Raw genomic sequence first — 13,392 nt, forward strand, 5'->3', positions numbered from 1 at the left:
CAGGTCGGTCCTCAGCTCAGGTGCCAAACGGCGGACGTGCGCTGGTCCGGCGGGTACTGCAGGAGCCGGCCGTCGAAGGCCACGCTCACCGTCATCCGGGTGATGGCGTTGACGAGGTGGTAGCCACCGGCTGCGGGCTCCAACTGCCAGCGCTGGAGGGTGTTCCCGGGATCGCATGTCTGCGGCGCCGCCTCGACGCCCGGCTGCAACGGCACGTTGAGCGTGAGCTTTCCGCCGCGCACCTCAAGGCAGCCGTCGGCCGTCCGCACGGTCACGTAACCGTCGGCCGTGCGCGCGACCTCGGTGGTGAAGGAGCGGCCGCCCGTCCGGAAGGTGTACGACCCGTCCGCCACCGGCACCCGGGTCAGGTCCCGCCACCCGGGCGCGTGCCCGACCGCCGTGCCGCGTGCGGTGAACTCGGCGTAGGTGGCGTCGGGGTGGGGATCGCCCCAGGTCGCCTGGGCGATGTGCCGGAGCGCGGGCCACAGGGCGGCGGCGACCTCGTTCTCGGTCTCGCCGCGGCCGTTGTCGGGCCAGAGGCTGATCTTCGCGCCGGTGATGCCGTCGCTGGAGGAGAGCTTCTCGCCCTCGAAGCCGCGCGGGTCCCAGCTCTGGTCGTACAGCCCCTTGGTGTCGCTGTGGAAGCCGCCGCGGACCAGGTACAGGGCGTATGCCGCGTTCATCAACGGATAGCCCTGGGCGAGGAGTCGGCTCGGTTTCACCGCCACGTTCAGCCAGTGCTCGACCGTCGTTCCCGCGGCCACCGGGACGGTGTTGGCGCCGGTGAGCCCGTCGTTCCAGATGCGCAGCTTCCTGCCCTTGGCGGCCGCGTGGGCGTGGACGCGGTTGACGAAGTCGATGAAGGCGTCCTGGGGTGTGGCGTCGGGGCCGTATCTGTCCTGCGCGTACTTCAGGATCTGCGGGTACTTGGCGAAGTCGGAGCCGAGCATGTACTCGTCGGCTCCCATGTGCCAGGACGTGGCGGTGAAGACCTGGGCGTACTCGTCGATCAGGCCCGCGTAGTAGGCGAAGGCCTCCGGCCTGGTGATGTCGAGGCGCGAGGGCTGCTTGGTGCCGTCGGAGTCGGCCAGCTGGAGGTCCGGGCGGTTCTCGATCCACGGGTCCATGTGGCCGGGAGAGTTGATCTCGGGGATGATCTCGACGTGGTAGCGGTTGCCGAGGGCGACCAGCCGCCGTATCTCGTCCTTGGTGTAGTAGCCCCAGGTGTTGGCCTCGGGATGGGCGTCGCTCCTCACCTTCAGTTCGAGGAGCAGCTGGTTGAGCTTGTGGTACGCCATCTCGCGGACCAGGTTCTCCAGCCAGGGCATCGAGACGTGGATGTAGCAGGCGCAGACGCCGACACCCCGCTCCTTGTAGCGCGGTACGTCCACCGTACGGCCGGCCGGGACGCGGTCGCTCCTGGCCAGGAGCTGGAGGAGGGTGCGGGTGCCGTAGAAGGCGCCGGTCTCGGTCGCCGCGGTCACCGACAGCCGCTTGCCGGCGCCGAGTTCGTAGCCCTCCGCGCCGAGGGAGGTCCGGGAGGGCCGGACGTCGATAACGATGTCACCGGGTCGAGCGCCGCCGCGCACCACGGCAGCCGTGCCGTGTCCCGCGTCGCGGAGGTCGCCGGCGAGGGTGTCGGCGACCCGCCGTTCGCTCGCGCTGTCGGCCACGAGGCGGGCCGAGCGCTCGTAGGTGTAGCTGCCGGCTGCCGGTGTCCAGTCGGTCAGGGCCGGCACCGTGACCGGCGCCCCCTGCTCCTCCTCCGCGACCGCCGGCACAGACACCGACACCGACGCCGCGGAGAACAGCGTCAGCGCCGCCAGGACACCGGCCGTTCTCAAGCGTCTCCTCATGAGACACCCCCATTCATCGGATGTCTGATCATTGGGCGGGCCCCAGGGGCTGTCAATGGGCCGCGAAAGGCGCTGCCATGACTCATTGATCGGATGATGCGCAGGTCAGCAGGGCCCGCCGAGGAGCGCTGTCGTGAAAAGTCCAAGAAGACCTTCCCGAATATCCAAGCGCCGCACCCCCTCGACTCCGGGCGCGCCGCCCGGCAGAGTGCTGCTACATACTCGCGAGTAAGCACTGAGGAGCGCCCGTGACCAGCTGGGTCGGCCGGACCGCCGCGGAGATCGCCGCCGCCGTACGCGAGAAGCGGGCCACGCCCCGTGAGGTGGTGGCCGAGCACCTGGCCCGTATCGAGCGGCTGGACGGCCGCGTCGGCGCCTTCCGGGTGGTCCGGGCCGAGGCGGCGCTCGCCGAGGCCGACGAGGTCGGCTCGCGTGCCGACCTCGCCGAACTGCCCCTGGCCGGCGTGCCGGTGGCCGTCAAGGACAACCTCGCGGTGCACGGCGAGTCCAACCGCGTCGGCTCCGCGGCGACCCCGGACACCCCGGCCGACCACGACCACATCACCGTGGCCCGGCTGCGGGCGGCCGGCGCGGTGGTCGTGGGGCTGACGAACGTCCCGGAGCTGTGCGTCTTCGGCACCACGGAGGGCGTCCACGGCACCGCCCGCAACCCGTGGGACACCTCGCGCACGGCGGGCGGCTCGTCCGGCGGCAGCGCGGCCGCCGTCGCCGCGGGCATGGCGCCGATCGCCCTCGGCAACGACGGCATGGGCTCGCTGCGCATACCGGCGGCCAACTGCGGCCTCGTCACCATCAAGCCCGGCACCGGCGTGGTCCCGGCCGGCATCAGCGACGGCGACTGGTTCGGCATGTCGGAGAACGGCCCCCTGGCCACCACGGTCGAGGACGCCCGGCTGATGCTGTCGGTCATCGCCGGCACCGAGGTCGCCCTCCCGAAGGCACCCGGCACGCACAAGATCGCCGTGTCCCTGCGCAGCCCACTCGCCGGGGTCGCCGTCAGCAAGCCGTATACGACCGCCGCCCGGGAGGCCGCGGGGCTGCTGATCAAGGCCGGTCACCAGGTACGGCGCGCCAACCCGCCCTACCCGATGTCGCTGGGCCTCACCTCGCTCGCCCACTGGACGGCGGGCACGGCCGTCGACTCCCAGGGCCTCGACCCGCACCGGCTCGCCCGCCGGACCCGGGTCCACGCGGCCGTCGGCCGGCGCTTCCTGCGTCAGGTGCGGGGCAGCGAGAGCCGGGAGCAGCTGCGCCGGCGCCTGGAGCCGTTCTTCGCCGAGTACGACGTGCTCCTGACCCCCGCCCTCGCCCGCCGCTCCCCCAAGTCCGAGCCCTGGCACGAGCGGGGCTGGCTGCGCAACATCATGGCCAACACCACCTACTCGCCGCTGACCCCGCCGTGGAACCTCACCGGCTGGCCCGCGATGTCGATCCCCTTCGGCACGCTGCCCTCCGGAGCGCCCTGCGCCATACAGCTGGTGGGGCGTCCGGGCTCGGAGGCGGAGCTGCTGGACCTGGCGGAGCAGATCGAGAAGCTGCGGCCCTGGCAGCGGACGGCGCCGCTGGACGAGGCGGTGTCGTCGTAGTCCTCAGATCGCGCTGGGCATGTGGCGCGCTGCCGTGACTCCGGCCGCCGCAGGCAGTCTCCTGTAGTAGGACGCGCAGTATTCGTCGTCGATCAGCGGCAGGACCTTGTCGAGGCCCGCGATGCACGACCAGAGGATCGCCACACCCTCCTCGTCGAGCCCGCCGTCGAGCTCCCGCTGGACGAGCCCGGCGACGTCCGCGTCGAGCAGGACCAGATCCACCCCGTCGTAGTCCACTCCGCGGAAGCCCGCGGGGAACGGCGCGCGCATGTGCTCCTCCCACAGGTGCGCGAGTCTGTCGTCATGGTCTCGTTCGCTCACGCCGTTGATCATCACTTTCCGGTCTCTCCCGCGAAGGGGCCCTCGGCCGTGAACGCCAGCCGCGCGAAGCGTTCGCCGATGCGGCGGTGGGTGGCGGCGTCCGGGTGGAGGTCGTCGGGGAGGGGGAGTTCGGCGGAGTCGGTCTCGCCGTAGAGCTCGCGGCCGTCGAGGTAGTGCAGGTTCGGGTCGTCGGCCGCCCGCTGCTTCACGATGCGGGACAGCTCGTCCCGGATGACGCCCAACGTCAGCTTGCCGCCGGCGCGTTCCGCCGGGTCGCCCATGGCGACGAACCGCAGCCGTCCGGTGCTGAGAGCGCTGAAGTCGGGGGCGCAGGGGCCGGGCGTGTCCTCGTGGATCGGGCACAGGATGGGCGAGACGACCAGCAGCGGTGTCGCCGGGTGCCCTTCCCGGATGGTGTCGAGGAAGCCGTGCACCGCGGGGCCGAAGGCGCGCAGCCGCATCAGGTCCAGGTTGACGAGGTTGATGCCGATCTTGACGCTGATCAGGTCGGCGGGGGTGTCGCGCAGGGTGCGGGCGGTGAACGGATCGAACAGGGCGCTCCCGGCCAGGCCGAGGTTGATCAGCTCCACGCCGCCGAGGGAGGCGGCGAGCGCGGGCCAGACAACGGTGGGGCTCGCGGCGTCGGAGCCGTGGCTGATCGAACTGCCGTGGTGCAGCCAGACCCTGCGGTCCGGATCCCGCGCGGGCTCCACGGGGGCGTCGGTACGCAGGGCGATCAGTTCGGTGGTCTCGTTGTGCGGCAGCCAGATCTCGACGTCCTTGTCGCCGTCGGGCAGCCCGGTGAAGCGGAGGGTGCCGGGCCGGCCGGGCCGGTGCTCGGCGGTGCCGGCGGCCATGTCGACGGTCACGACGTTGCCGTCGGTCACGCTGCCCTGTCCCGTGAGGCGCCCGTCGACGAGCAGGTCGTATACGCCGTGCGGGCGGGGCGGGGCGCCCACATAGGCGCGCTTGGTGGGCAGCGTGTCCAGTTCCACGGCGGTGGCCCGGGTGCGGAAGGCCAACCGTACGCCGGAGGGCTGTGACTCGGCCATCGCCAGCTGCCCGTCGGTGTTCTGGGCGCGCGCCCGGGCGGGCAGCCGGTGCGGCAGTACGCCGTGCTCGGTGCGCTCGACGTCGAGGGCGCCGCGCAGGAGGTCGGCGGTGACGGGCGTGCTGATCCAGTCGTGCTCGGTGTCCATGTCCTCAGCCTGTCGGTCAGGGGGTGGGCGCGGTGGGCCAGTTGCGCAGCAGGGCGTCGAGAGCGTCCAGGATCCGGATCCAGGTCTCCTGGGAGTCGGGGGCGCTGTGGCTGAAGCCGCCCGCCGTCTCCAGGCTGGAGTACCCGTGGAAGACACTGCCCAGGAGCCGTACGGCATGCGTCGCGTCCGGCTCCGTCAGGTCGTAGCCGCGCAGGATCGCCCGCGTCATCTGCGCGTGCCGGACGCCCGCACTGGCGGCCGCCGTCTCGGGGTCGAGCGGCATCCGCGCGGCGGCGGCACGGCCGGGGTGTTCGCGGCCGTAGTCGCGGTAGACGTCGGCGAATGCGACCAGCGCGTCCTTGCCGGCCCGGCCGGCCACGGCCTCGGCGGCCCGGTCGGCCAGCTCCTCGAGCGCGAACAGGGCGATCCGCGTCTTGAGGTCCTGGGAGTTCTTCACGTGCGAGTACAGGCTCGCGACCTTGACGTCGAAGCGCCGGGCGAGCTCCGACACGGTCACCTGCTCGAAGCCGACCTCGTCGGCCAGCTCCGCACCCGCCCGGACCAGGCGTTCCGTGGTCAGTCCTACGCGTGCCACAACCGTCCTCCCCTTCGCCAGAAGCGATTATGCATTTACCTAAGACTTTTAGGCAAACAGGGACGGCATGGAGGCCGGCACCTAAGCGATGCCGCGGCCGCAGTCGGGGGCGGACTCAGGTGCGGACTCAGGGCCCAGGTGGACCATGAAGTCCGTCGGCGCCGACGATCCGGCGTCAAAAACGCGAAATCCGCGGCCAGTAGTCGGCCGCGGCTTCTCTGATCAGCATGGGCGTGAGTCACACACGCCCATGCGGTCGGCGATCGCGAAGGGTTCTGCCCCGTCAGTCGACGCTGGGCAGGATGTGGGGCTCGGCGAGGTCGTCCTCGTAGCCCGCCAGGCGGATGGGTGCGGACCTGGCCCACACATCGAGACTGCCGATCTCCTTCGACCGGCCGCCCGTGCGCTCCGTGCGTTCCTTGGGGCGCTGTTCGCGATTCGTCTTCTCAGGTGTCACCGCGCACTCCTTCTGTGTCGGATCACCCTCGGGGCGGGCCGGTCCAGTCTGCGGTCCGGTAGTCGACGCCCGCTCGGGTCTTATTCAAAGTCGGCTCGGACGCGGTGGCGCCGGTAACTGGTGTGCGAGCAGGTTGTTGTACACCGGCTTGTCCCGGGACGGACCGTGGGTGTGGGTTGGGACCCTGTAGTGCTGTCCGTCCGCTACAGATTAACCAAATGAGCGGGTGCCCGCTCGATGGGGCTGCAAACAAGGTGTAACTATCCGGAGTCATCCGGTATTTGCCGGCCCGGTTATTCATCTGTTTGTTACGATACGCCCCGTTTGAAAGCCACTCGTTCGGGTCAACATCATCTTCTTGTCCGGCGCGGAACGCGAGCACGCCGCGCAGTTCAAGTCCCGTTGGCCGATTCGCAAGGCGGCCATGGTCTGCTGCCGTACGGCAACGGCTTGTCCGGCGGGAGGACTGACGCATGGAGCTGCGCAGTGTCGAAGAGCTGATGGATCTGCTGTACGCCTGCCCGCACCAGCCCGCGCTGCGGACCGCCGCGCTGCTGCGCCGCAGCCGCCCCGCCGACAAGGAGCTCCAAGTGGCGGGCCTGGTGCACGACATCGGGCGGTTGCTGTGCCCCGGCGACGAGATCCGCCGCACCGAGCAAGCGGCGGAAGCCGTACGGCCGCTGCTCGGCGAACGCGTCCACCGCCTCGTGCGCCGCCACAACCCCGGCACCGACGAAGACGTGCTGCGCCTGCGCCTGGCGATCGAGGAGAGCCGGGCAACCGGATTCGACGCCGGGGTCCTGGAGGACTGGCGCACGGTCCTGGAGCTGGTGGCCGCACGGCACTCGCGTCTCGGGGCTGTTGACTGACGACCCGTCATGAGACGGTACGGCGATGACGTCGTCGTACGCACTCCGGGGCAGGGCCGCCGTCGTCACGGGCGGTACGCGCGGCATCGGCCGAGCGGTCGCCGAGCATCTGGTGCGGGCCGGTGCGCTCGTGTGCGTGACCGCGCGGGACGCCGACGAGGTGCGGCGGACCGCCGCCGAGCTGGGCGGCGTCGGGGCGGCCGGCAGCGTGGCCGACCCCGATCATCTGCGGGCGGTCGTGGAACTGGCCCTGCGCGAGTTCGGCCGGATCGACGTGCTGGTGAACAACGCGGCCACCAACCTGCCGTACGGCCCCCTCATGGACGTCGACCCGTTGGCTTGGCGCGAGGCGTTCGCCGTGAACGTCGAGGCACCGCTACGGCTCGTCCAGTGCGCCTGGCGGGCCTGGATGGGCGAGCACGGCGGCACGGTGGTCAACGTCTGCACGGAGGGCGCCGCCCATGTCGGCCCCCGCATCGGCGCCTACGGCACCAGCAAGGCGGCCCTCGCCCACCTCACCCAGCAGCTCGCGGGCGAACTGGCCCCGAAGGTACGGGTCAACTCCGTCTCCCCCGGCCTCGTCCGCACCGAGATGGCACGGTTCGTGTGGGAGCCGGGCGAGGAGGAGGTGGCAGCCGGGCTGCCGCTCGGGCGGATCGGGGAACCGGAGGATGTGGCGCGGGCGGTGGTGTGGCTGGCGTCGGACGCGGCGGAGTGGGTGACGGGGGCGGACCTGTTGGTGGACGGGGGTACGCGGGTACGCGCGGCGCGCGCGGCCGGCCCAGGGCGCGAGGCTGTATAGATGTGCGGCTCCGCCGCGTGGGCGCGACCAGCCCCCTACATCCCGCAGCCTCCCGCCGACCCCCTCGCCCCACCCCAGTAGGGACCTACCACTTACCCGGCGCGTAGTCCTTCAAAAAGACGCCGTACACATCCTCGCCCGCCTCACCCCGCACGACCGGGTCGTACACCCGCGCCGCGCCATCGACCAGGTCGAGCGGAGCGTGGAACCCCTCCTCGGCGAGCCGCAGCTTGTCGAAGTGAGGACGCTCGTCGGTGATCCACCCCGTGTCGACCGAGGTCATGAGGATGCCGTCGCTCTGGAACATCTCCTGGGCGCTGGTCCGCGTGACCATGTTCATCGCGGCCTTCGCGGCGTTGGTGTTCGGGTGGCCCGCGCCCTTGTAGCCGCGGCCGAAGACGCCTTCCATCGCGGAGACGTTCACGACGTACGCGCGTCCGCTCGCCGCCTTCTTCGCGGCGTCGGCCATCACCGGGCGGAGCTTGCTGATCAGGAGGAACGGCGCCGTGTAGTTGCACAGTTGGGTCTCGAGGAGCTCCACCGGGGAGATCTGCTCGATGGTCTGCACCCAGGTGTTGCTGTCGACGACGTCGGGGACGAGGCCGCCCGCGTCGATGGCGGTGCCGTCGAGGTGCCGGGCCACGCTGGCGTTGCCCGCGACCAGGGCGAGGTCGGCGACCTTCTGCGCGTCGAGACCGCTGGTGCCGAGGGGCAGTGCGGCGAGGCCGTCGACCGCGCCGGAGTTGAAGGCGCCGATGACGTGGTGGGCGGGGAGCTCACCGGCGGGCAGCGGGGCGCTCTCGCCCTCGACCAGGGCGGCGTAGGCGGAGGGCAGGCGGCGTACGGTCTGGGTCGCGTTGTTGATGAGGATGTCCAGCGGGCCCGCCTCGGCGACCTGGTCGGCGAGGGCCACGGCCTGGGCCGGGTCGCGCAGGTCGATGCCGACGACCTCCAGGCGGTGCATCCAGTCCGCGGAGTCGTCCATGGCCTTGAAGCGGCGGATGGCGTCCTTCGGGAAGCGCGTGGTGATCGTGGTGTGCGCGCCGTCACGCAGCAGCCTGAGCGCGATGTACATGCCGATCTTGGCGCGGCCGCCGGTGAGCAGGGCGCGCTTGCCGGTGAGGTCGGCGCGGGCGTCGCGCTTGCCGCGGTTCAGCCGGGCGCAGTCCGGACAGAGCTGGTGGTAGAAGTAGTCGACTTCCACGTACCGGGTCTTGCAGGTGTAGCAGGAGCGCGGGCGCTGGAGTATCCCCGCGACCCTGCCCTCCTCGGTGGCCGACGAGGGCAGGAGGCCCTCGGTCTCGTCGTCGATGCGCTGGGCGGAGCCGGTCGCCGTGGCCTCCGTGACCGCCTTGTCGTGCGCGGTCTTGGCGGCCCGGCGCTCCTGGCGGCGGCGCTGCTTGACGGTGCGGTAGATGCCGGCCGTGGCCCGGCGCACGGCGATGGCGTCGGGGTGGTCGACCTCCAGCTTGTCGAGTTCCTCGAGCACGCCGAGGCAGACGGCCAGCCGCTCCGGGTCGATGCCGGGGCCGTACACGACCTCGTCACCCGGCTCGTGCACGACCTCGTGCGTCGTCGCCGAGCCTTCCTCTGTCACCGTCATCGCGCTGCCGTTTCCCTGATCACCCGCGCGGCGCTCCGACCGCGTCCGCTTTCGAACGGGGAATTGTACGGAGCGCCGGGCCGGTCCTCCAAAAACCGGGTGCCGCGGCGATGAGCGCTCTACATCGCGCTGGGGCGTACCAGGTCGCCCTGGGCCGCTTCGTCGCTCGGGGCCGTCTCGCCGGATCGGTGTCGGCGGCCGGCTGCCGGCGCGGTGAGGACGCCGAGGCAGGCGATGACGAGTGCGATGCCCGTCCAGCCGGTGGCGGGGAGGCGTTCGCCGACGACCAGGACGGCGAGGACGGCCGCGACGGCCGGTTCGAGCAGGGACAGGGTGGTGGCGGTGCTGGCCGGGACGTGGGCGAGGCCCCAGCCGAACAGGACGTAGCCGGCGAACATCGGGACCAGCGCCATGTAGGTGCCGACCGCCGCGTTGGACCAGGAGCTGATGAGGGGGGCGCCGGTCGTCGCGAGAACGGGCACGAGGAGCAGTCCGCCGAGTCCGAAGACGGCACCCATCGCCGCGCGGGAGGGGATCCGGCGGGTGATGAGCCGGTGCGCGGCCCAGGAGTAGAGGGCGTAGGTGCCGGCGGCGACGAGCCCGAGGCCGACGCCGAGCAGCGTGGCGGCCACAGAGGCCCGTCCGGTGTCGTCGGCGGCATGGGCGGCTTCGGCGACGCACAGCAGGACGGTGCCGAGCAGGCCGAGGCCGGCCGCGAGCATCCAGCGGGGCGTGAGCCGGCGGCCGTCCACGACGCGTTCGATCAGGGCCGAGGCGAGCGGGGCGGTGCCGATGGACACCACGGTGCCCACGGCGACTCCGGCCAGGTGCATGGAGCTGTAGAACGCCAGGGGATAGACCGCCACCGAGACGGCACCGAGCAGCACCGTGCCGCGCTGCTCGCACAGGCGGGGAGCGTGGCGGGTGATCTGCGGGGCGGCGACGAGGGCCTGGAGCAGTCCGCCCATGCCCATGGCGACGGCGCCGATCGCGAGCGGGCCCACCCCCGGGGCGAAGGTGGCGGCCGTGCCCGTCGTACCCCACAGAACTGAAGCCACCAGTACGCACAGCGCGCCCGTCCCCGCGGACCGGCCGTGTCCGGCGCGCCGCCTCACAGACGGTCCAGCAGGTCGGCTGCCAGGGAGCGGGCGCGCCGGAGACGGTCGCCGTCGCCCTCCAGGCCGGCGCGTGCCATCGCGCCCTCCAGGAGGAAGGCAAGGTGCTCGGCCGTCGCGCGCGCCTCGTCGGGCCGGTCGGACAGCAGCCGCTCCAGGTGGTCGGCGATCAGCCGCTCGACCTCCTCCTTGTGGGCGCGCACCACGGCCCGGCCTTCATCTCCGGCCGGGAGTTCCGCGGCGGCGTTGAGCAGCCCGCAGCCGCGGAAGCCGTGCTCGTACGCGAACGCCGCGTGGTCGGCGTAGGCGTCGAACACCGCGAGGACGCCGTCGCGCGGGCCCTGGGTCTGCTCCAGGCGGGTCCGGTACAGGCCGAGCCACTCCTGGTGCCGGGCGTCGAGGTAGGCCCTGACCAGGTCGGCCTTGGAGGAGAAGTTGTTGTAGAGGCTCATCTTCGCCACGCCGGCCTCGGCGGTGATCGTGTCGATGCCGGTCGCGGCGACACCGTCGGCGTAGAAGCGGCGGGCCGCCGCCTCGAGCAGCCGCTCCCGGGCCGGACGCCGCCTTCCGCTCGCCGTCGTACTCAGATCCGTCTCGCTCAACACAGCTCCACACTAGGTAGGTAGGTCTACCTAGCGTAGGGGATGAGGGCAGGATCCGGATGTGAAGTCCAGCAGGTCCCGGTGGGCCAAGCCCGAGGGAAGGGGGCTCAAGGACCGCAGGCCGCGATCAGTGCCGCCACCTCCTCGGACACGGCCTTGGCGAGGACGTCGAGGTCCGGTACGGCCTCGGCGTCGGCCACCAGGCCGTAGTGGACCCGTCCGCGGTAGGTCGAGATGGCCACCGCGAGGGACTGGCCGCGCGCCAGCGGGGCGAAGGGGTAGACCTCGGTGACCGGGTGGCCGCCGAGCTTCAGGGCGATGCCGGGCAGCGGCACGCTGGTGACCAGGATGTCGAACCAGAGCCGGGCGGCCTGGCCGACCAGCGGTCCGCCGAGCCGGTGGCCGAGCGCCGGCACGTGGTCGGCGAGCAGGGCGACGGCGCCCGCGCCCCGGTTGGGGCCGGCGTCCTTGTTCCGGTCCATGGCGGTGCGGACCGCGGCGAGGCGGCGCAGCGGGTCGGGGTCGTCGACCGGAAGCCGTATCAAGTAGCCGGAGAGCCGGTTGCCCTGGGGGTGCGCGGTGCGCGGCCGGCGCTTGGAGACGGGGATCAGGGCGCGGGGCGCGACGCCCTCGCTGCCGTCGCCGCGCTCGTCGAGCCAGCGGCGCAGGGCGCCCGCGACGACTGCGATGAGGACGTCGTTGACGGTGCCGCCGACGGCCTTGCGGACCACGTGCACGTCATCGATGTCGACGACGACTCCGGCGGTACGGCGGGTGCCGCTCGGCTCCGCGGTCAGGGCGGACGACGAGCGCGCCCCCAGGGTCGACACGGCGACGGAGGTGCCGATGTCGAGGGCCCGCCCGACGTCGGACAGGGCGCCCCGCACCAGCTCCGGCAGCCTGCGCACATCCGGAAGGCGACCACCCCGGGGCTCCTCGGGGCGGGGCCTGCGCGCGGGCAGGTCCATCGGGTCCAGGACGGCGGCGGCGAGGGTCAGCGCCCGCAGGCCGTCGGCGAGGGCGTGGTGGAACTTGAACAGCACGGCGAAGGACACGCCGTCCTCGCCCGGCAGCACATGCGCCTCCCAGGGCGGCCTGCCGCGCTCCAGCGGGCGCTCCATGAGCCGGCCCGCCACCGCCTGGAAGTCGCCGGTCGGGGCGTGCAGCCGGACGTGGTCCAGGGGGTCGAAGTCGGGGGCGGACTCGCGGGCCGCGCCACCGAAGGAGAACGGCTGGAGGAGGTCCAGCGGCTGCCAGGCGTCACGGATCCGCATCCGCAGACCCGGCACGGCGGCGGCGCGGGCGGCGAGCAGGTCGGCCGCGTGGGCGCCGGCGGTGGGCGAGTGTGCCGTGAACACGCCCAGCGCCCCCAGGTGCATGGGGTGTTCGGCGGACTCGATGTTCCAGAACGCCAGGTCGAGAGGGGCGAGCGGGTCAGAAGTCAATGGCTTGCCTCGCGTCGACGAAGGGTGGATCAGAAGTCAATCGCCCTGAAGCGATTACGGTCAAGTACGATCAAGCTACGCACAGTTAACAGCAGATTAAGTCCCACCCCTGGCGAAAGGGGCGGGACTCATGGTGCATATGAGGTCACCTCAACACAGGTTGCGGCGCCGGGCATCCCGCGGGTGTCACCCGGGAGGCGTCACGGATGAGCACCTGGCGAGCATCCCCGAGCCGCGCCGCACTCGCTTCACCGCTTCGCCGCGGAGGCCTCAGCAACGGCAAGGAGCGCCTGCGCCTGCCCGCGGGCATGGCCGATGGGGTCCGCGAAGCTGTCCAGGCCATGGGCGACGAGCGCTCCTTCGTGGAGCAGCATGAGCGTCCGGCCCAGCTGGCCGGCCCCGTCCGGGGTGATGTCCCGGGCGAGGTCGGTGAACAGGGCGAGCATCCACTGCTTCTGCCCGGTGATGATCGGGTAGGCCGGGTGGGAGGGGTCGCTGATCTCGGCGTGCGCGTTGACCATGCTGCACCCCTTGGAGCTGTACGTCGCCGACCACGCGCGTGAGGCGTCGAAGACGGCTGTGACGCGTGCCGTCGGGGTCGGCCGTGCGGCGTCGAGGTGCTGGGCCAGGAAGGCACGCCAGCGTTCGTCGCGATCCGCGAGGTACTCCACGACGATCTGCTCCTTGGAGCCGAAGCGGTCGTAGAGGGTCTTCTTCGTCACCCCGGCCTCGGCGGCGATCAGGTCCACCCCGACGGCATGGATGCCGCGCTCGTAGAACAGCCTCCCGGCGGCCTCCAGGACGCGCCGTGCGGCGGGCGTCATCGTGATCCGTCGCGGCCCCTCGGTAGTGCCCATGCCCAGAAGTATACCGATCTGTATAGTGGGAGTCGGGTATACCGATCTGTTTAGTGGAGCGTCA

The 13,392-nt window shown here is 71.8% G+C and carries 13 protein-coding genes; 3 read left to right on the forward strand and 10 right to left on the reverse strand.

The window, feature by feature from the left end:
* Nucleotides 1-11 precede the first annotated feature (11 nt).
* Nucleotides 12-1,856, reverse strand: coding sequence for a family 20 glycosylhydrolase (locus QQM39_RS03455; RefSeq protein ID WP_301995114.1), 1,845 nt, complete (start codon nucleotides 1,854-1,856; stop codon nucleotides 12-14).
* Between the two features lie 248 nt (nucleotides 1,857-2,104).
* Here QQM39_RS03455 and QQM39_RS03460 point away from each other — a divergent pair, with 248 nt between their 5' ends.
* Nucleotides 2,105-3,463 carry an amidase gene (locus QQM39_RS03460; protein ID WP_301995115.1) on the forward strand — a complete coding sequence of 453 codons (1,359 nt, stop codon included), beginning with the start codon at nucleotides 2,105-2,107 and terminating at the stop codon, nucleotides 3,461-3,463.
* Nucleotides 3,464-3,466: 3 nt separating this feature from the next.
* On the opposite strand, the gene QQM39_RS03465 is transcribed toward QQM39_RS03460, so the two are convergent.
* From QQM39_RS03465 to QQM39_RS03480, 4 genes are all read right to left on the reverse strand, one after another.
* Complete coding sequence (locus tag QQM39_RS03465; RefSeq protein WP_301995116.1) at nucleotides 3,467-3,784, reverse strand: hypothetical protein; 318 nt, start codon at nucleotides 3,782-3,784, stop codon at nucleotides 3,467-3,469.
* Between the two features lie 11 nt (nucleotides 3,785-3,795).
* A complete protein-coding gene (locus QQM39_RS03470; protein WP_301995117.1) occupies nucleotides 3,796-4,983 on the reverse strand; it encodes a GDSL-type esterase/lipase family protein in 1,188 nt (395 codons plus the stop codon).
* Between the two features lie 16 nt (nucleotides 4,984-4,999).
* Nucleotides 5,000-5,578, reverse strand: a complete 579-nt coding sequence (locus QQM39_RS03475) for a TetR/AcrR family transcriptional regulator (protein WP_301995118.1) — start codon at nucleotides 5,576-5,578, stop codon at nucleotides 5,000-5,002.
* Between the two features lie 283 nt (nucleotides 5,579-5,861).
* Entirely contained in the window at nucleotides 5,862-6,035 is a 174-nt protein-coding gene (locus tag QQM39_RS03480; RefSeq protein ID WP_301995119.1) for a hypothetical protein, read from the reverse strand.
* Between the two features lie 473 nt (nucleotides 6,036-6,508).
* Here QQM39_RS03480 and QQM39_RS03485 point away from each other — a divergent pair, with 473 nt between their 5' ends.
* Both QQM39_RS03485 and QQM39_RS03490 read left to right on the forward strand, forming a co-directional pair.
* Nucleotides 6,509-6,904 (forward strand): hypothetical protein, encoded by a 396-nt coding sequence (locus QQM39_RS03485; RefSeq protein WP_301995120.1) that lies wholly within the window; start codon nucleotides 6,509-6,511, stop codon nucleotides 6,902-6,904.
* A gap of 25 nt (nucleotides 6,905-6,929) precedes the next feature.
* Nucleotides 6,930-7,706, forward strand: a complete 777-nt coding sequence (locus QQM39_RS03490) for an SDR family oxidoreductase (RefSeq protein ID WP_301995121.1) — start codon at nucleotides 6,930-6,932, stop codon at nucleotides 7,704-7,706.
* An 85-nt stretch (nucleotides 7,707-7,791) separates the two neighbouring features.
* Here the strand turns inward: QQM39_RS03490 and QQM39_RS03495 are convergent, their stop codons facing one another.
* The 5 genes from QQM39_RS03495 to QQM39_RS03515 all read right to left on the reverse strand — a co-directional run bounded on the left by QQM39_RS03495 (nucleotide 7,792) and on the right by QQM39_RS03515 (nucleotide 13,328).
* Nucleotides 7,792-9,309: an SDR family NAD(P)-dependent oxidoreductase gene (locus QQM39_RS03495; RefSeq protein ID WP_301995122.1), complete on the reverse strand. Its 1,518-nt coding sequence runs from the start codon at nucleotides 9,307-9,309 to the stop codon at nucleotides 7,792-7,794.
* Nucleotides 9,310-9,428: 119 nt separating this feature from the next.
* Complete coding sequence (locus tag QQM39_RS03500) at nucleotides 9,429-10,424, reverse strand: DMT family transporter (RefSeq protein ID WP_301995123.1); 996 nt, start codon at nucleotides 10,422-10,424, stop codon at nucleotides 9,429-9,431.
* Nucleotides 10,421-11,026, reverse strand: a complete 606-nt coding sequence (locus QQM39_RS03505) for a TetR/AcrR family transcriptional regulator (RefSeq protein ID WP_301995124.1) — start codon at nucleotides 11,024-11,026, stop codon at nucleotides 10,421-10,423. Before QQM39_RS03505 ends, QQM39_RS03500 begins: the two co-directional genes overlap by 4 nt.
* A gap of 107 nt (nucleotides 11,027-11,133) precedes the next feature.
* Nucleotides 11,134-12,471: a wax ester/triacylglycerol synthase family O-acyltransferase gene (locus tag QQM39_RS03510; RefSeq protein ID WP_301995125.1), complete on the reverse strand. Its 1,338-nt coding sequence runs from the start codon at nucleotides 12,469-12,471 to the stop codon at nucleotides 11,134-11,136.
* Between the two features lie 248 nt (nucleotides 12,472-12,719).
* Nucleotides 12,720-13,328, reverse strand: a complete 609-nt coding sequence (locus QQM39_RS03515; protein ID WP_301995126.1) for a TetR/AcrR family transcriptional regulator — start codon at nucleotides 13,326-13,328, stop codon at nucleotides 12,720-12,722.
* Between the last annotated feature and the right edge of the window lie 64 nt (nucleotides 13,329-13,392).

The organism is Streptomyces sp. DT2A-34 (assembly GCF_030499515.1).
Lineage (GTDB): Bacteria > Actinomycetota > Actinomycetes > Streptomycetales > Streptomycetaceae > Streptomyces.

What these genes read in the sequence shown, in the direction of transcription:
- QQM39_RS03455 (WP_301995114.1), bottom strand. Translation starts at nt 1,856, where the DNA reads ATGAGGAGACGCTTGAGAACGGCCGGTGTCCTGGCGGCGCTGACGCTG.
- QQM39_RS03470 (WP_301995117.1), bottom strand. Translation starts at nt 4,983, where the DNA reads ATGGACACCGAGCACGACTGGATCAGCACGCCCGTCACCGCCGACCTC.
- QQM39_RS03485 (WP_301995120.1), top strand. Translation starts at nt 6,509, where the DNA reads ATGGAGCTGCGCAGTGTCGAAGAGCTGATGGATCTGCTGTACGCCTGC.
- QQM39_RS03490 (WP_301995121.1), top strand. Translation starts at nt 6,930, where the DNA reads ATGACGTCGTCGTACGCACTCCGGGGCAGGGCCGCCGTCGTCACGGGC.
- QQM39_RS03495 (WP_301995122.1), bottom strand. Translation starts at nt 9,309, where the DNA reads ATGACGGTGACAGAGGAAGGCTCGGCGACGACGCACGAGGTCGTGCAC.
- QQM39_RS03515 (WP_301995126.1), bottom strand. Translation starts at nt 13,328, where the DNA reads ATGGGCACTACCGAGGGGCCGCGACGGATCACGATGACGCCCGCCGCA.